Here is a 16,696-nt window from a genome sequence, read left to right on the forward strand (position 1 = left end):
TGGCAACAGGCTCATGCATTTCTAAAGTCAATGTTCAAACGGCTTTCTATTTAACCGCAGCATTTCCCCCGTCGGCAAACAGGGCTGAACCAGCCACAAAACTCGACATATTACTCGCCAGAAACAGTGCCGCGCTGGCTATCTCTTCCGGCTGTGCCAGACGTTTCAACGCATGTAGCCCCGCAGCCCAGGCTTTCTGATGCTCATCACCAGCCATTCGGGTTTCCGTTCCTCCAGGCAGTAAGGCATTGGCACGGATGCCTTGCCCGGCATAATCTGCGGTAAGCCCCTTCACCAGCCCCATCAGCCCGGCCTTAGCCGCCGCATATGCGGCCATTCCCGGCAGACCTACGCTGGTACCGACGAAGCTGGAGATAAAAATAAGAGAACCCCCACCTCGTTTGAGCATCAACGGGATCTGGCTCCGGGCACCGAGATAACCCGCTGTCAGGTTAACGGTCAGCGTATGCTGCCATTCGTCAGGGGCGATCTCTGCCAGTGGACGGATAGCGCCCGTTGTACCGGCATTATTGACCGCAATATCGATACCGCCGAATGCATCAGCAGCCAGGGCGGCGATTGAAGCATGCGTTTTCTCTTCGCCTGCGTCCCCGACAAAAATCCTGACATCACTGCCAACGGAACGAAGCTCCGCCGCCAGCGCATCCAGCGGTGCCTGACTCCTCGCATTCAGAATCAACGAAGCGCCATGCTGAGCAAACAAAATAGCAACAGCCCGTCCAATACCTTCCGAGGCGCCAGTAATCACAGCGACTTTACCTTCAAGTAATTTCATCACTTTCCCCATTTCATTAATGAGATTCCGAAACTCATTTTAAATCTTTCTGTTCATTTTCTTGATGCGTGTCGCCGTTTGATTTCAGCGGCTTATCCGTAAGCCTATGTCCAGGCTATGCCATAAAAACTCTGTTTCTTGCTTTTTAATTAACTTATTGATGGATAAACGCGTTATGGCGGGCCCGGCAAAACCGGATAGGGTGCGCGAAATGACAAGCCTTCAACATTTGGAGAAGGCGTTTTGGATGTTTTTAAGGCTATCCCACGTTGAGAGGTGTACCTGAAACGGATCGGTTTGCAGCGGATAAGGAAAAGCTTAAAACCGGCGCTTCACCGGCTTTTTATAGAAAACGGGGGAATAGCCTGAATCAGGCTGACGCCTGCTTATTGATGGAGTTCAATGTCGTATCCCCACTGCTTCCAGTGGAGGATCTGTTCTTGCTGGGCGGCCAGTAATGCTTTTCCCGTCCATAGAAAAATATGCTGCCCAGGAAAAAGCTCCGGACGCAAGGTTTCCACCGGCTCGGCAAATACGTTCACGCTCAGGCCTCTGCGGGACAAACGCCATGCTTCCAGCCATAACGCAGCCCGATCGTCAGTCTGCCAGCCAATCAGCAGGATTTCTTCGCCACTCTGGCTCTGCACCTCTGCCAGACTTTGGGCGCAATGGCGGATCAACACGCCATCCAGCAGGCTGCGCATCAACAAAGCCGTGGATTCATCCTGGCTAAGTTTTTGCCTTACAGGGAGTAAGAGGTTATCAATTAGCAGGTCAGCACTGTGCTCCCGGCTCAGAGAAATAATTTTCTCACGCAGCTTTGTCGGATTAACTTTCCTGACCAGAAGCATCATTTCTTCTTGCAGCGTCAACCACAGCTGCTCTTCGGGCACATGGTTACGCTCCAGCAGGGCTTTTACTTTGCCTACTGAAACGCCTTTGCTCATCCAGTATTTGATTTCTTCGATGCGCTGGATATCCGCATCATCAAACTGTCGATGCCCCCCCTCGCTTCGCTGGGGCTTCAGCAAGCCGTAACGGCGCTGCCAGGCACGCAGGGTGACCGGGTTGATGCCACATCGCTCTGCTACATCACCGATAGTGTAATAGGCCATAGTGTCCCTCCCCGTACACAGATCCCACGTCTCCATTGAAACATCAGTCAATCTGTTCAATGTGTACAATTTTTTTACGAGTTGTACAAGTGAAATCTGATCCCTTTGAGACACGACCTGCGGCAAATATCACAGCTCTGCTTTACGCTCCGGCCAGGCAATACAGAAATCTCCGTGGCCACAGGGTTTAGCAAACAAATCCCCCTGAAAATGAGAAATACCGGCAGCCTCGAGCCACATCCATTCTTCCGGTTGCTCAATACCCGTGGCTGAAACCGCGATCTCAAGCGAGGCGCAGCATTTGATTATGGCCTGGATAATCGCCTGCTGTGGCCCACTTTTATGAATCCCCCGAATCAGCGCCTGATTAATTTTAAGCCTCTCAGGCTGAAACTGTGCCAGCAGCTGTAGCCCGGCAAAGCCGACGCCAAAATCATCAATCGCAAGCTTGATACCGGCCGATTTAAGCTGCCTGATAGCGTCGGTAAACGCATCCATCTGCGGCATGATTTCGCTTTCGGTAAACTCAATAACCACCTGCTCGGGAACAAACCCGTTCGCCTCAATATCCGCCAGCAGTTGTTCCACGGCGTCAGGCATCATAGCCAGCGTCATCGGCAGCAGATTGATGCATAGAGTTTGCACGCCAATATTAGCGGCGCATGCTGCGGTGAAAGCGGCCTTCGCGTTCAGCAGTTCAGCCAGGTAAACATCGCCCCCTTCCTCCGGCGCTGAATTAGCGTCCGTGGCTAACACCTCTACTGCCGCGACAGTACGAGCCATTGGGTCAACAATCGGTTGAAAAACTATCTTTTCATGCAGCGTTTGTGGACTTGATACCGAATGAGCCGGCGCATCGAGAATAAATTCCCACGCATCACCCGGAGGGATCTCAAAATAGTTCTCTTTTTCCGTCGATTCGATGAAGGTCCGGAAAAAACTCAAGGCCCGGTCATCGTAAGCCAGTTGATATCGGCTAGTCCCTTTTTCCAGAACGACCTGCAAGACATCGTTTTTATCGTGCTCTCTTAAATCAAAAAGCTCCATGCCCACTCGCCCAAAGCGGCGGGCCGGGGCGTAATCACAGAGCAATTCAACAATGTTGTGATGGCGATCGTCTTTACAAATAGCGTGATAAACCTTCTGCACGCTCTCTTCCGGGCCTTCCAAGAGTTGAAAGAAATGTCTGCCGTTGAATAGCAGGATCCCCGTCACATTAGCGTCAATATTTTTTGCATTTGCCGCGGAAACCATCGCCTCCAGAACCTCAAACGGCGTGCCGGCGTGGATGTGGCTACGGTAAATAACTGTCGTGAGCATGGCGGGTTCCAGCGAAAGGTTAAGGGAGTAACTTAACAGATCCCCGCCCTGACGTCTCCACATACTCAACAAAGTCTAAACAACTTAACAACATGGGATGTTTTGCTCGCCATTTACCTTTAGTCAAAATGTACAATTTTACGTATCGATAAGTTAAAAAATTAAAATTATAACCAATTGATAAATAAGAATTAGCATTTTTAGTCAAAAAATAGCGGGCAAAGTAATACACCTTTGTGTACAGTTTTTATAGCAATTGCATAACTTAGTTAACATCTTGCAACGTGTGTATTTACAGGAGCGACTTATGCGACAGGACACTTTTACACCAGGTCAGAACAGCGTAGAAAATGACATTGCGCGCTATTTCAGCCGCGTTGCACCGCCGTCTCAGCAGGAAACAATGGGGCAAATTGTGCTCGAAATTCTCAGCGATGGCCGCAATCTGAACAGAAAAGCGATCTGTACCAAATTGCTCTCTCGACTCGACCGCGTTTCTGAACCGGAAGAAGAAAAGCACTATCAGGCCCTGTTGGGCATGCTTTTTACTCGCTAGCGAATAACCAGCCCGGAGTTCAATCAGAGTAATGCGTTCGCTCCCTGGTGGGAGAGTCACCTTGAAGTATAAATGCTGAATTTTCCTCATTCTCAGACTCCGGCAAATGACTTCATGCCAGCGGTATTTAACCCCCGGCGAAGAAATCAGGAGTAACGAAGTGAAGAGAAGCGACGATGAACAATTAACGGACGAGATTATCGGCGAAGCAGCGCTGTCGTTACTGAACAGCAACAGCGCAATTAATACCCGCGCTTTAGTTGCCAGGTTAGAAGCGATGTTTATATCGGAACAAGAAGTACGGCGACGTAACGCGCTGCAGAAAATTATCGCTGAAATAGAGGGGAATATTTCCCAGCGTCTGACAGGAAAGACAGAAAAAAAAGCGCTTTCAGGCGCAGTTAAGACTCAACGGCTTAACGAAAAAAATGTCCACTAGCGGCCCATGGCCAACAACTGAAAAACGGTGAATGACTATGACACAGCTAATTTCTAATCCCTCTGCAATGCATACCGGAATCGTAGACCACGCATTATCCGACTTTATAAGAAGCACAGCAGACCGGCACGCGGAGGAAAATGCAGCCATCAGTCAGGCCGTCACCGCCATTCTGGCTGCCAATAAGAGCGTTTCCAATAAAGCGATTATTATCTGGCTGGTTGACGCCCTGGAAACGACTCAAGACGTCGTCATGTGCGACGTTTATCGCAATGCTTTAGAGATTGTTGTGGGCCATACCGTGGACGATATTTAAGGCCTGCGCAGACAGTTAAAGGCCGGCCAGAACCGGCCTTTATTGTTTCTGAATTACAGCGTTTTCTTCATAAAATACCGGCTGGTGCCTTCGGGTAAACAGTCAATTTTGCCAAATTCCTCCCAGCCATGCTTGCGGTAGAAGTCCGGAGCCTGGAAACTGATGGTATATAAAAAACCAGCCACACAGCCGCGCCTGCGCCCTTCTGTTTCAAACGTCCTCAGGATCTCGCTGCCTAATCCATGCGCTCTTAACTCAGGCGGTAAATAAAACAGATCGATAAACAGTACACCGAGGGACGAACGCCCCAACATCCCACCAACAACTTTCCCACTCTCGGAACTGCGAACCACAACCGCCAGCGGCTGGCGATCGTTTATCCCGCTCATCGCATCGTTAAACTCACCGAGCCCCGCTTCAATGGGCAGCGAATACTCCTCGCTGATTTGATCAGAAATTTCTAGTTTGAAACCCGACATCGCGTACCTCACTGACATAGCCCATTATCACCCTACCAGTTCTTGCGTTGAGTCTGGCCGATAACACTGTATATATTTACAGACCACAAAAGCAAGAGTCGAGAATGATGAAGAGAGAACGCTACCAGCTTTCCGTCGCCGTATTTGTTGTCCTGCGCCGCAGAGACGAAATTTGTCTCATCCGCAGAGCGAACACCGGCTGGATGGACGGTTTCTATAGCCTGCCCGCAGGCGGTCTTGAAAGCGGTGAAACGCTGCTTAATGCCGCAGCCAGAGAAGCCCACGAAGAGACGGGGGTGATCATTGAGACCGAAGACCTCAGGTCGGTTCACTCGATGCACGTTAAAACCGAAGATCGTTCCTGGGTAGGCCACTTCTTTCTCTGCTCTTCCTGGCAGGGCGAACCTTATATCGCCGAGCCGGATAAGCACGCCGAACTGCGCTGGGTGGATATCCGACAATTACCGACTAATACCGTGCCCTATGTGAAGCAGGCCATCACCGCTATTATCGACGGTGAAATCTATTCAGAGTATGGCTGGCTAAGCTAAGCGAACGTAGAGCGCAATAAATGCCGGGCCTGTGGCAGCCAGGCCGGCAAGTTAACCTGATACCAGTCCAGATACCGGGTTAACATTTGCGGATGTCTTTGGGAAAGAAGATTCAGCACTTCTACCACCAGCCAGGCTTTAGCCAAAAGCACATGACGTGTCAGGTGTGACCTCGACCACTGAGGTGCCACTTGTTGATATCTCGCTACCATGAGGTGAATACTGGCCGGTTCCCCCATTCCTTTAATCAGAGGCGCTAAATCTATCGCCGGGCTCCCACGGCCAAAGCGCTCCCAGTCAAATAAAACTAACTCGCCCCCGGCTCGGCGTCCCCAGTTTCCGGCATTTGAATCCCCCGACACCCATTGCTGCGGCTCAAAGAGCACATCACTGTGAGCTTTGAAATGATGCAACATTGCTTCGAGCTCTGGGGGAAATTTCAGCAGGCTTAGTGCCAACTCCATTTGATCATCCCTCCACTGATGCCGCCTGAAAATTCCTGAGGGTTTCATCTGGCAATGATGGAGCGACGCCAGCTTCTCATACAAATCGGGGGAGGCAGTCAGCGTTTCCAGCGAACAAGGCTGCGGGATAAATTCGATGATCAGCCGTCGTGTCTGGCGATTAAGGGAATAAACGTCGGGAATGCCAGGCCCCTCCGCCCTGAACACGGAGGCATGGTACTGATAAAAATCGAGTTCAACCTCGGATGCATTTCGCTTTTCAACGGCAGGTTTTCCCTGAAAAACGCATTCACACACGAGGGCATTTCCCATCTGCGTCAGTACATTATTAGCCATCTTTTGCCCGAATTTTTGCATGTCAGATAACTATTATCGCGATAGGATGAAAATTCAAAGCAGAGACTTAGAAAGACGACAAGAGGCAGTGCAATGACATCCCACGCAAAAGGCGAAGACGTCCATCAGCAACTTATCGATTTATTACAGCAGCAACAGGCTCGTTACCGTGTAGTAAACCACGTGGCGGCAGGGAAATGTGAAGAAGTCTCGGCGATCCGCGGCACCGAACTTGGCCAGGGCGCAAAAGCGCTGGTCTGCAAAGTCAAAGGCAACGGCGTCAAGCTGCACGTGCTGGCGATTCTGGCGGCAGACAAACAGGCGGATCTGAGCCTGCTGGCACAGCATCTGGGCGGCCTGAAAGCGTCGCTGGCAAGCCCGGCGGAAGTGGATGAGTTAACGCGATGTGTGTTTGGCGCTATTCCGCCGTTCAGCTTTCACGCTCAGCTCCGGCTGGTGGCCGACCCGTCTATTTTCGAGCGTTTTTCAGAAATTGCCTTCAATGCAGGGTTGCTGGAAAAGTCAGTGGTGATGGATACGCAGGATTATTTGCGCATTGCGCGCCCGGAGCTGGTCAATTTTCACCGCCCCGAATAGCTACCCGAGGCGTTCGAGATAAAGGACAGACAGCACCAATACCGAAGCGATCCCGAGGAACGCGGCAGTGATGCAAATCGTGTCGAATAACGCTGGATCGCCCATCCTTTTCTCCCGCAAGCCATTGCCCGCTGTCACATCGTTCAATTATTGACCGCAAAAATGACAGAATGATGAACGGCCACAGAATCGCTGTCGGTCATTCGCCAGAACAATAAAAGTTAAAAACCTCTTATTTGGCAAGGATATATCATGATTTTTGACCCCACACTTTTGATCCTTCTGGCCCTGGCGGGATTAGGTTTTGTCAGCCATAACACCACCGTCGCGGTTTCCATCCTCGTGCTGATTATTGTGCGCGTCACCCCGCTGAACACCTTCTTTCCGTGGATTGAGAAACAGGGCCTGACTGTGGGGATCATTATTTTAACCATCGGCGTGATGGCCCCGATAGCCAGCGGCACCCTGCCCGCCAGCAACCTGATCCACTCTTTCACCCACTGGAAATCGCTGGTGGCGATTGTCGTCGGGATTGCGGTTTCATGGCTCGGCGGGCGCGGCGTGACGCTGATGGGCAGCCAGCCAGGCCTGGTAGGCGGCCTGCTGGTTGGCACCGTCCTTGGCGTCGCCCTGTTCCGTGGCGTCCCGGTTGGGCCGCTGATCGCCGCCGGGCTGGTTTCCCTTATTGTGGGTAAGCAGTAGCCTCCTGCCGCTGCCAGCTGTGAATACGCCAGGCCAGCGCGCTGCACAGCAGGTAATAAACCAGGCCGGTAAAGATAAAAATGGCCGCCGGGTAAATTTGTACCCGGCTGTTGACCTGCCCGGCAACGGTTGTCAGCTCGGGGACATTGACGATAAACGCCAGCGACGTGTCTTTGATGAGCGAGATAAACAGCCCGGCAAACGACGGTAAAGCGTTGCGCAGCGCCTGAGGCAACAGCACTAACCTCAGCGTTTGCCATGGCGTAAACCCGCCGGCAATCGCCGCCTCATTTTGCCCCTTCGCCAGCGCATTCAGCGCCGCCAGCGTGGTGTACATCACTGCCGCAGACGTAAACCAGGCCAGCGCCAGCGTGACGGTTAACGGCCCCGGTAAATCACGCCCGGTAATGGCAGGCAGCAGGAAATAGAGCCAGAAGATAACAAAAATCAGCGGAATGCCGCGGATCAAATCGGCCCAAATGAAAAGTACCCGCCGCACAATACCGCCGTAGCGCCAGGCGACACAGGCCAGCAATAACCCCAGCCCCAGGGCAAGCACGCCAGCACCTACGGCCATCATCAGCGTTAGCAACACACCGCCCGGCTCGCCCTGAGCCATTCTTCCCCACAGCAAATAATCGAGGTTGTCCGTAATAACCGAAATGTTAGCGATCATGCTGTACCTCAGGTTTACGTAACCCGCGTTTTCCTGGCGCAAAGAGTGTAAATAGCCCGCTCATCGCCAGCCCCAGCAGCAAATAAAGCACCGTGCCTGCGGCAAAAGCGCCCAACGCATGGGCGTTGTAGCTTTCGATACGGCGCACCTGGCTGGTGAGCTCGGCAAAGCCGATGCCCGTGGCCAGCGAGGAGAGCTTCATCAGGTTGAGATATTGCCCGACCAGCGGCTGCCAGGCGTTAACCACGCCCTGGGGCAGCAGCACGGTGCGAAAAAGCTGCCACTCAGAGAAGCCCTGAGAAAGTGCGGCTTCGGTTTGCCCCTTCGGCACCGCCTGCAACCCGCTGCGGATCTCCTCCACCAAAAATGCCGAGGTGAACACACCTAGCCCCCACGCCGCGCAGAGAAACTCCGGCGTCAGCCACCAGACGCCGCCGGGCAGCTGAGACCAACTGTGGTCGTCATTAATAAAGCCTCGCCAGCTCTGGGGCAGCGCGTTCCACGCCGCGAAATACCAGAAAAGCAGCTGTACCAGCAAAGGCGTATTGCGAAAAACAGAAACCCAACTCGCCGTGAAATAGCGTCCCGCCCGGCCACCCGCGAGCCGAAGCCCCAGCAGCAGCACGGCAAACAGCGTCGCAATGATTATCCCGGCAAACGTCACCCACGCGGTGGTCAGCAAACCGGAGATAAGCCAGGCTCTCGGGGCTCCACTTAACACCCCCGCCCAGTCAAAGTAGCTGTTCATGATTCTGCCCCGGCATGTAGCGGGTCGAGTACCTTTTGCAGAAAACGACGGGTGCGGGGATGCTGCGGCGAGCGGAAAAACTGCGCCGGGGCCGCCTGCTCCAGAATAGCCCCACCGTCAATGAACACCACTCGGTCGGCGATTTCACGCGCGAACTGCATCTCATGCGTGACCACAATCATGGTAATGCCGCTGTGGGCGAGATCCTTCATCACCTGCAGAACTTCACCGATCATCTCCGGGTCGAGGGCCGAAGTCGGTTCGTCAAACAGGATAATTTGCGGCGATGACGCCAGCGCCCTGGCAATCGCCACGCGCTGCTGCTGCCCGCCTGAAAGCTGCGCCGGATAGTGCTGCGCTTTGTCTGCGAGGCCGACTCGGGCCAACAGCGCCAGAGCCTGCTGATGCGCCGCCTCACGCTTCCAGCCGTGAACGTGGGTTAACGACAGCGTAATGTTCTGCTCAGCCGTCAGGTGGGCGTAAAGGTTAAACTGCTGAAACACAAACCCGATTCGGCTTCGCAGGCGGCGCAGCGTCCTGTTATTCAGCGCTCGGGTGGATTTGCCATCGATAAAAATATCGCCCTCGCTGAGGGTTTCGAGCTGGTTGATGAGCCGTATCAGCGTCGATTTCCCCGAACCGGACGGGCCGCAAATCGCCACCACTTCTCCGGCCGCGATACTCAGGTCTATCTCGCTCAGGACGGCAGTTTCACCATAATTTTTACTCGCTTTGCGAAATTCAACGCTGGCGGACTGCAGATGCAAAAAATCCGCAGCCGAAGCTGCGGACAAAAGAGGCGGTCGTTTAAACATGTTATTTGGCTACAATTTTAAAGCTGCGCGGCTGCGGGGTTTTGCTGTCGGGGCCAAACCAGGCGCTGTAGATTTGCTCTGCCTGGCCACTTTGTTCCAGCTTCACCAGCTCGTCGTTAACCGCTTTTAAAAGGGCAGGTTCCCCTTTCTTCACGCCAACGCCAATCTCTTCCTTGCTCAGCAAATCCGGCAGAATTTTAAACTTCGCCTTATCCGGCGCTTCGGCCAGCAGCCCGGCAAGAATAGTGCTGTCCTGAGTGATCGCCTGGACGTTACCGTTGCGCAGCGCGGTAAAAGCCAGCGGGATATCATCATAAGAAAGCACTCGAATTGACGGGAAACGCTGCACCAGCGCCTGTTCTCCGGTGGTACCTTTCACCGCACCCACGCGCCCTTTCGCGTAATCATCAAGCTTATCCGGCCCGGAAGCCGGGACCAGGAACTGCTGCCCGGTCACAAAATAAGGGGTAGAGAAATCCACCACCTGGGCGCGTTCCGGCGTAATGGTGATATCCGCCACGATAAGGTCGACCTTACCGGACTGCAGGAGCGGAATACGGTTCGCCGGGTTGGTGACCACCAGCTCAAGCTTAACGCCTAAGGATTTGGCCAGTGCTTTCGCGAAATCAACGTCATAGCCCACGATATCGTGCGTTTTAGCATCTATAGAGCCAAAAGGTGGATTTGCGTCAAAAGTGGCCACTTTAACCACCCCCGCTTTTTGAATATCCGCCAGCTGGTCTGCGTGAACCGCGGCGGAGGCCAGGCCGGACAGGGCCAGGACCAAAGCAGAGAGCGTTAATTTACGTTGCGCTGTTGTGTGTGAAGTTGTGTATGTTAAAGCCTTTACCTGTGCCATTGATTTTCCTTGTTATCCCGTCTGTGAGCGAGCTATGCCTTTACGCTCGCACAAGCGCCTTTCCCTCGCCAATGCTTAATCCTGCATTGCATATGCAGAAAACATATTAGTTAATCCTGAGTTAAATCTTTTACTTATAGATTTAACAAATAATTGAGTTAAGTGATTATTTTAAAAATAAAAAATTGGAAATTTATGGCATAAATTTGTGACTCACCCGCTAGTTTTCAGATCTGGTGAAAAAGTTTCCCTTCTCCTGGGCCGATAAGCTTTTCAAATAATAGGAGAGGCAAAATGAAATCACTGGCTCACAATTTGTTGTTATTAATTTGCTGTTCGATTTTGATGTCCGCCCTGGTTACCGCCATTTCACTCTACGGCAGCCACCGAAGCGCCCAAAGCACCGAAAACGGCCTGCTGGCAAAGGATTTGATGTCTGACATCAAGCCCGCACCGATTTACCTGATTGAACTGCGGCTGGTGCTTTCGCGCGTGGTGGAAGGCACGCTGAGCGTCGATCGGGCTGATGCCGAAATTAAGCGCCTCAGCGCGCAATGGCACCAGCGCGTTGATTACTGGAAGGCCGCCCTGCCACCTGAGCTGCAGCAGAATCTGCTCGGGGAACAATACCAGGCCGGGATGGCGATGATCAAAGATGCCAATGACCTGGTGGAGCTTATTCGTTCGGGCGCCCCGACGCCGCTGTTTGAAAAGCTAAAAGCGGCCGATAAAGACTTTTTCGCCCATCAGAAAGGCATTGAATCCTTCGTTAAAGCCTCCGCCGAGTATGCCGATAACGCGGTAGAAAAAGCTCAACACAGCAGCGCTAACTCAACGCAATGGCAGCTGATTGGTTCCGGTGCCGCCGTGTTGCTGCTGCTGGTTGTCGGCTGGTGGGTTCACCGCACGATTTTCCGCTCACTGGGGGGCGAGCCAAGTGAAGTGGCCGAGATTGCCAACGCCGTGGCCTGCGGAGATCTCACCCGAGAAGTGAAAGTGCGCGACGGCGACAGAACCAGCGTCATGGCCGCGATGGAAACCATGTGCCAGCAGCTCACCATGGTCATCCATCTGGTGCACGAAAGCAGCAACCAGATATCCACCCGCTCCAGCGAGATTGCCAGCGGCAATATTGACCTGGCTTCTCGCACCGAAGAACAGGCCAGCGCGCTGGAGCAAACGGCGTCGTCGATGGAAGAGATGACCGCCACGGTGAAGCAAAACGCAGAGAATGCCCAAAGTGCCAGCCAGTTGGCCAATACCGCCTCGAGAAGCGCGGAACAAGGCGGCGCGGTAGTGGCCCAGGTCGTGGAAACCATGGACGGCATTTCAAGCTCCGCCAACAAAATCACCGACATCATCGGCGTTATCGACAGCATCGCCTTCCAGACCAACATCCTGGCGCTGAACGCGGCGGTAGAAGCCGCCAGAGCCGGTGACCAGGGGCGCGGTTTTGCGGTTGTTGCTGGCGAAGTGCGCAGCCTGGCCCAGCGCAGCGCCAGTGCGGCCAAAGAAATTAAAGAGTTAATTGAAGACTCGGTGAATCAGGTCGCCAGCGGCAGCAGACTGGTAAACGAAGCGGGCAAGACCATCAACACCGTGGTGCAGGACGTGAAGCGCGTCGCTGCGCTGATGGTGGAGATTACCCACGCCAGCGATGAGCAAAGCAGCGGCATTGAGCAGGTCAGCACAGCCATCAGCCAGATGGATGTCACCACGCAGCAAAACGCGGCGATGGTGAATCAGGCCTCCGAAGCGGCCGAATCGCTGCTGGCGCAGACCTATGAGCTGAATACCGCCGTGTCCCAGTTTAAGCTGGCTAGTCTGTAAAATCGTCCCCGCCCAGGGTGCTTAAATAACGCCCTGGCGTGGTGCCGAGCGCCTTTTTAAACATGGTAATAAACGCCGTGGTGGAGTCGTACCCCAGCGACTCCGCCACGTTTTGCACGGTCATCCCGCTTATCAAATACCGCAGCGCCACGATGAGCTGCATCTGCTGCCGCCAGCGCAGAAAACTCAGCCCCGTTTCTTTCCCCACCAGCCGGGCAAGATTACGTTCGCTCATCGCCATGTCGTCCGCCCACTGGGCCAGCGTTTTCTTCTCCTTCAGGTTTTTCGCCATGCTGTCCGCCATCGCACGTATTTTGGGGTGAGATGAGATCGGCAGCTGGAGCTGCTCCACCGGCTGATGGGGCAGCTCATCAAACAGGACTTGAACAAGGCGCTGAATGGGCGCGCAGTCGAGATGTTCATGGGGAACGTTGGACAGGCGCAGGATCAGTTCCCGCACCAGCGGCGAGATCTTCAGCGTGCAGCATTCCTGCGGCATGGCGACCGCCTCCGGTTCAATAAACAAAAAGCAGAGTCGCGCGTCCGCCGTCACCCGGTTGCTGTGTGGCATTTTCCCCGGCACCCAAACCGCATACTGCGGCGGCACCATCCACATCGAGTTGGTGACTTCACTGGTGATACCGCCGTGGAGCGCCAGGATCAGCTGCCCTTTTCGATGGGTGTGGATGGGCTTTTCGTTATAGGTTTGCGCGGCGCGAATGCGAAACGCCAGCGCGGGCGTCACGATGCTGTCCGGGTCAAACCCTTCGAGATCCAGGTCACGTTCCATAGCTTGTCCGAATTTAGCGATAATCTGTCATTTTAGCTTGATTCGTAAAAAGGCAGAAGCGTGTATCTTTGCTTTACCGTTTTTCAGGACACAGACACATGACTTCCACGACTTCAGCGAGCAAAAAGAGCCGCGCTCTGCTTCTGCTCGGCATTCTGATGATTGCCACCACCCTGCGCGTCACCTTTACCGGCGCGGCACCGCTGCTGGATATGGTGCGCGATGCACTTGCGCTGTCCACCGCGCAGATCGGGATTTTAACCACCCTGCCCCTGCTGGCCTTTGCGGTTGTTTCCCCGCTTGCAGCCGGGATCGCCCGCCGCTTTGGCACCGAGCGCAGTCTGTTTGGTGCGTTGCTGATCATCTGCGCCGGGATTGCTTTGCGCTCCGCTGGCCACGCCGCACTGCTGTATATCGGCACGGCTATCATCGGCTGCGGGATCGCCATGGGCAACGTGCTGCTGCCCAGCCTGCTTAAGCGCGACTTCCCCGGCCAGGTCGCCAAACTCACCGGCGCCTACTCGCTCACGATGGGCGTGGCCGCCGCGCTGGGCTCAGTGATGGTGGTGCCGATTGCCCTGCACGGCTTCGGCTGGTCCGGCGCCATGCTGTCGCTGATGATCTTCCCGCTGCTGGCGCTGATTGTCTGGCTGCCGCAGCTTGGCAGCAGCACGGTGATGAACCTGTCCGGCAACCCGGCGCTGCACAGCCGCGGCATCTGGTCTTCGCCGCTGGCCTGGCAGGTCACCCTGTATCTGGGGATTAACTCGCTGGTCTATTACGTGATTATCGGCTGGCTGCCTTCCATTCTGATCAGCCACGGCTACAACGAAGCCGAGGCCGGGTCGATACACGGTATTTTGCAGCTCGCCACCGCCATTCCGGGATTGTTTGTCGGCCTGATCCTGAGCCGCCTGAAAGACCAGCGTGGAATTGCCGCTCTGATGGCGCTGCTGTGGTGTCTGGCGACGCTCGGCCTGTGGCTGCTGCCGGCCTTCTCCATCTTCTGGGTGTCGCTCGGCGGCTTTGGCTCCGGCGCGGCGATGATTCTGGGGCTCTCATTCATTGGGATGCGCACCGGTTCCGCACATCAGGCGGCGGCGCTGTCCGGTATGGCGCAGTGCGTAGGCTATCTTCTGGCCGCCTTTGGCCCGCCGGTGATGGGGAAGATTCATGACATTACCGGCAGCTGGGCGATCCCTTTATTAGGTTGCGCGCTACTTTCGGTCGTCATGGGCGTCTTTGGGGCTTATGCTGGGCGCCAGAAAGAGATTGGCGCGGCGGAGAAAGCCGCAGCCTGAACAGACCCCCAAGGAGGATCGAATGACATCATCGGCACCGCAGAACATTTTCGACGACCCGGTATTTTTTGAAAATTACCGTCAGTTACGGGAGCAGGACTCTGGCCTTAACGGGCTGCTGGAGATCCCCGAGCTTTACTCCCTGCTGCCCGTGCTGGATGGCCTGAAGATCCTCGACCTGGGCTGCGGCTTTGGCGACTTTGCCCGCTTCGCCCGCGCCCAAGGGGCGGCAAGCGTGACGGGTTTTGATATCTCGGAAAAGATGCTCGCCCAGGCGCGAGCCGTGACCCAGGACAGAAACATCAGCTACCACAATTTACCGCTGGAGCAATTCTCGCCGGAGGGTGAAACCTGGGACCTGGCGATTTCGTCGCTGGCGCTGCACTACCTCGAAGATTTCGCCCGCCTGAGCAACGCTATCTTTGCTGCGTTAAAACCCGGCGGGCAGTTTATCTTCTCCGTGGAACACCCGATGTGCACCGCCTTCCCGGTGGGCTGGCAGCCCTATAAAGAAGAGGTTATCTGGCCGGTGAACCACTACCACCAGCAAGGTTTACGCCACACCAGCTGGTTCGTGGAGGATGTGCAAAAGTACCACCGCACCACGGAAACCTATGTGAATACCCTGCTCGACAGCGGCTTCGCCCTCACCCGAATGCTGGAAACCAAACCGACGGCAGAAACCCTGGCGCAGCATCCACGTCTGGCAAAAGAGATGCGCCGTCCGGCCTTTTTGATTCTTCGGGCGACTAAGCCTCGGTAAAGATAAGGTCTATGATGCTATTTACGTTGGAACCCAGGCCTCACTTTATGTCCGGCACTGACTTCAACCGCAATGTCGCTTCTGTTTTCTTACCCTCACCCTCTCCCTGGAAGGGAGAGGGAATAGATAAAGCTACCTGAGAGCACTTTCCCCAACGTTTGTTTCCCCTACCACTTTGGGAGAGGGAATAGATAAAGCTACCTGGGAGCACTTTCCCCAACGTTTGTTTCCCCCACCCCTTTGGGAGAGAGAATAGATAAAGCTACCTGGGAGCACTTTCCCCAACGTTTGTTTCCCCCACCCCTTTGGGAGAGGGAATAGATAAAGCTACCTGGGAGCACTTTCCCCAACGTTTGTTTCCCCCACCCCTTTGGGAGAGGCAATAGATAAAGTTCTCTGAAATCACTTTCCCCGACATATGTTTTCCCCCTCTCCCTTTGGGAGAGGGTCGGGGTGAGGGCTATTACCCGCGACCCTAAACCCCGAATTTATCTCTCAGCGGCGGCCAGGAATGCCTCAACCAAAGGGGATGGTCTGCCTTTTAGCGCATTACGTTCGTGCTGGAAAAGCGTTGCCACAAAGAACGGATGCCCCTGAAGTTCAACCGCACGAATCTCGCCCTGCTTATCCCAGCCGGTCGGCTTCAGGGGTTCACCGGCAAGCGCGGTGGCAAACAGCTCCGCAATGCCGTAGTTGCAGTGGTAGCCCTCTTCAATTTCCGTCTCACCATAGGCACGCCCAACCGTAGAGTCAGCCAGAAGCGAGATGTTGTCAGAAACTTCCACCAACGAGCAGCTCAGGCGGCCAATCACCAGGCGCCCTTCACTCGCGGTTTCCGCATGGCCTGCATCTGCCCAGCCGAGCACGTTACGCGCATACTCCACCACCGCATACTGGAACCCGGCGCAGGTGCCGAGGAAAGGAACGCCGTTTTCTCGCGCAAAGCGAACGGCAAGGTAAGCGGCATCTTCATTCAGATAAGGGCTGGAAGGTACGCACCAGATTGCGTCGTAGCCTACCAGATCTTCAGGGCTGGTCACTTCCAGCGAGGAGACCCAGTCGTAATCCGCGCTGACGCCAAGCGCGGCAGCCGCATTATCTAACGCCTGAGGAATGGCCTGATGTGCAATCACCGCCGGGTTATAATCACCGACAAGCGCAATACGTAAAGTGGATTTCAACTGTGAGTCTGACATGCTTTGGTTGGCCTTATGTTTGAGGGAAGAGAACAACATAAGGAATG

General features: G+C 54.5%; 21 protein-coding genes. 9 read left to right on the forward strand and 12 right to left on the reverse strand.

Going from position 1 to position 16,696, the window contains the following annotated elements; all coding sequences use genetic code 11:
• Positions 1-46: 46 nt before the first annotated feature.
• The 3 genes from F3J28_RS08490 to F3J28_RS08500 form a co-directional block, all read right to left on the reverse strand.
• A complete protein-coding gene (locus tag F3J28_RS08490) occupies positions 47-796 on the reverse strand; it encodes an SDR family oxidoreductase (RefSeq protein WP_039306177.1) in 750 nt (249 codons plus the stop codon).
• A gap of 386 nt (positions 797-1,182) precedes the next feature.
• Positions 1,183-1,911: a MerR family transcriptional regulator gene (locus F3J28_RS08495; RefSeq protein WP_166874961.1), complete on the reverse strand. Its 729-nt coding sequence runs from the start codon at positions 1,909-1,911 to the stop codon at positions 1,183-1,185.
• Between the two features lie 129 nt (positions 1,912-2,040).
• The gene (locus F3J28_RS08500) at positions 2,041-3,231 is read right to left on the reverse strand and encodes a diguanylate phosphodiesterase (protein ID WP_166874964.1); all 1,191 of its coding nucleotides are present in this window, start codon (positions 3,229-3,231) and stop codon (positions 2,041-2,043) included.
• Positions 3,232-3,538: 307 nt separating this feature from the next.
• Between F3J28_RS08500 and ycgZ the strand changes: the two genes are divergently transcribed.
• The 3 genes from ycgZ (at position 3,539) to F3J28_RS08515 (ending at position 4,542) form a co-directional block, all read left to right on the forward strand.
• On the forward strand, positions 3,539-3,787 hold the full coding sequence (gene ycgZ, locus F3J28_RS08505; protein ID WP_008456679.1) for a regulatory protein YcgZ: 249 nt from the start codon (positions 3,539-3,541) through the stop codon (positions 3,785-3,787).
• Positions 3,788-3,947: 160 nt separating this feature from the next.
• The gene (locus tag F3J28_RS08510) at positions 3,948-4,226 is read left to right on the forward strand and encodes a hypothetical protein (protein WP_166874967.1); all 279 of its coding nucleotides are present in this window, start codon (positions 3,948-3,950) and stop codon (positions 4,224-4,226) included.
• 37 nt (positions 4,227-4,263) lie between these two features.
• Positions 4,264-4,542 carry a biofilm development regulator YmgB/AriR family protein gene (locus F3J28_RS08515; RefSeq protein WP_034808453.1) on the forward strand — a complete coding sequence of 93 codons (279 nt, stop codon included), beginning with the start codon at positions 4,264-4,266 and terminating at the stop codon, positions 4,540-4,542.
• Between the two features lie 53 nt (positions 4,543-4,595).
• Here F3J28_RS08515 and F3J28_RS08520 read toward each other — a convergent pair whose 3' ends face one another.
• Positions 4,596-5,021 carry a GNAT family N-acetyltransferase gene (locus F3J28_RS08520; protein ID WP_166874969.1) on the reverse strand — a complete coding sequence of 142 codons (426 nt, stop codon included), beginning with the start codon at positions 5,019-5,021 and terminating at the stop codon, positions 4,596-4,598.
• Positions 5,022-5,125: 104 nt separating this feature from the next.
• Between F3J28_RS08520 and F3J28_RS08525 the strand changes: the two genes are divergently transcribed.
• Positions 5,126-5,572 carry an NUDIX hydrolase gene (locus tag F3J28_RS08525; RefSeq protein WP_286178061.1) on the forward strand — a complete coding sequence of 149 codons (447 nt, stop codon included), beginning with the start codon at positions 5,126-5,128 and terminating at the stop codon, positions 5,570-5,572.
• On the opposite strand, the gene F3J28_RS08530 is transcribed toward F3J28_RS08525, so the two are convergent.
• Positions 5,569-6,372, reverse strand: coding sequence for a phosphotransferase (locus tag F3J28_RS08530; protein ID WP_166874972.1), 804 nt, complete (start codon positions 6,370-6,372; stop codon positions 5,569-5,571). The genes F3J28_RS08525 and F3J28_RS08530 overlap by 4 nt on opposite strands.
• A gap of 93 nt (positions 6,373-6,465) precedes the next feature.
• Here F3J28_RS08530 and F3J28_RS08535 point away from each other — a divergent pair, with 93 nt between their 5' ends.
• Entirely contained in the window at positions 6,466-6,969 is a 504-nt protein-coding gene (locus tag F3J28_RS08535; RefSeq protein ID WP_166874975.1) for a YbaK/prolyl-tRNA synthetase associated domain-containing protein, read from the forward strand.
• Here the strand turns inward: F3J28_RS08535 and yoaI are convergent, their stop codons facing one another.
• Entirely contained in the window at positions 6,970-7,074 is a 105-nt protein-coding gene (gene yoaI / locus F3J28_RS22470) for a small membrane protein YoaI (RefSeq protein WP_284143111.1), read from the reverse strand.
• Between the two features lie 150 nt (positions 7,075-7,224).
• Between yoaI and F3J28_RS08540 the strand changes: the two genes are divergently transcribed.
• Positions 7,225-7,671: a DUF441 domain-containing protein gene (locus tag F3J28_RS08540; RefSeq protein WP_034808455.1), complete on the forward strand. Its 447-nt coding sequence runs from the start codon at positions 7,225-7,227 to the stop codon at positions 7,669-7,671.
• On the opposite strand, the gene F3J28_RS08545 is transcribed toward F3J28_RS08540, so the two are convergent.
• The 4 genes from F3J28_RS08545 to F3J28_RS08560 are packed head-to-tail and all read right to left on the reverse strand — an operon-like array spanning position 7,652 to position 10,769.
• The gene (locus F3J28_RS08545) at positions 7,652-8,347 is read right to left on the reverse strand and encodes an amino acid ABC transporter permease (protein ID WP_166874978.1); all 696 of its coding nucleotides are present in this window, start codon (positions 8,345-8,347) and stop codon (positions 7,652-7,654) included. The genes F3J28_RS08540 and F3J28_RS08545 overlap by 20 nt on opposite strands.
• Positions 8,337-9,095 (reverse strand): amino acid ABC transporter permease, encoded by a 759-nt coding sequence (locus tag F3J28_RS08550; protein ID WP_166874981.1) that lies wholly within the window; start codon positions 9,093-9,095, stop codon positions 8,337-8,339. Before F3J28_RS08550 ends, F3J28_RS08545 begins: the two co-directional genes overlap by 11 nt.
• On the reverse strand, positions 9,092-9,910 hold the full coding sequence (locus F3J28_RS08555) for an amino acid ABC transporter ATP-binding protein (RefSeq protein ID WP_166874983.1): 819 nt from the start codon (positions 9,908-9,910) through the stop codon (positions 9,092-9,094). The genes F3J28_RS08550 and F3J28_RS08555 overlap by 4 nt, the downstream gene beginning before the upstream one ends.
• Before the next feature lies 1 nt (position 9,911).
• Positions 9,912-10,769, reverse strand: a complete 858-nt coding sequence (locus F3J28_RS08560; RefSeq protein WP_166874986.1) for an ABC transporter substrate-binding protein — start codon at positions 10,767-10,769, stop codon at positions 9,912-9,914.
• 294 nt (positions 10,770-11,063) lie between these two features.
• On the opposite strand from F3J28_RS08560, the gene F3J28_RS08565 reads away from it, so the two are divergent.
• Entirely contained in the window at positions 11,064-12,599 is a 1,536-nt protein-coding gene (locus tag F3J28_RS08565) for a methyl-accepting chemotaxis protein (protein WP_166874988.1), read from the forward strand.
• Here the strand turns inward: F3J28_RS08565 and F3J28_RS08570 are convergent.
• The gene (locus tag F3J28_RS08570; RefSeq protein WP_166874991.1) at positions 12,589-13,389 is read right to left on the reverse strand and encodes an AraC family transcriptional regulator; all 801 of its coding nucleotides are present in this window, start codon (positions 13,387-13,389) and stop codon (positions 12,589-12,591) included. The genes F3J28_RS08565 and F3J28_RS08570 overlap by 11 nt on opposite strands.
• A 98-nt stretch (positions 13,390-13,487) precedes the next feature.
• Between F3J28_RS08570 and F3J28_RS08575 the strand changes: the two genes are divergently transcribed.
• Both F3J28_RS08575 and F3J28_RS08580 read left to right on the forward strand, forming a co-directional pair.
• A complete protein-coding gene (locus F3J28_RS08575; RefSeq protein ID WP_008456706.1) occupies positions 13,488-14,690 on the forward strand; it encodes a CynX/NimT family MFS transporter in 1,203 nt (400 codons plus the stop codon).
• A 22-nt stretch (positions 14,691-14,712) separates the two neighbouring features.
• Positions 14,713-15,453 (forward strand): class I SAM-dependent methyltransferase, encoded by a 741-nt coding sequence (locus F3J28_RS08580; RefSeq protein ID WP_166874994.1) that lies wholly within the window; start codon positions 14,713-14,715, stop codon positions 15,451-15,453.
• A gap of 488 nt (positions 15,454-15,941) precedes the next feature.
• Here F3J28_RS08580 and F3J28_RS08585 read toward each other — a convergent pair whose 3' ends face one another.
• Positions 15,942-16,649 (reverse strand): CTP synthase C-terminal region-related (seleno)protein, encoded by a 708-nt coding sequence (locus F3J28_RS08585; protein WP_166874997.1) that lies wholly within the window; start codon positions 16,647-16,649, stop codon positions 15,942-15,944.
• Positions 16,650-16,696: the final 47 nt, after the last annotated feature.

It is taken from the genome of Enterobacter sp. Ap-1006 (assembly GCF_011752835.1).
Classification (GTDB): domain Bacteria; phylum Pseudomonadota; class Gammaproteobacteria; order Enterobacterales; family Enterobacteriaceae; genus Cedecea.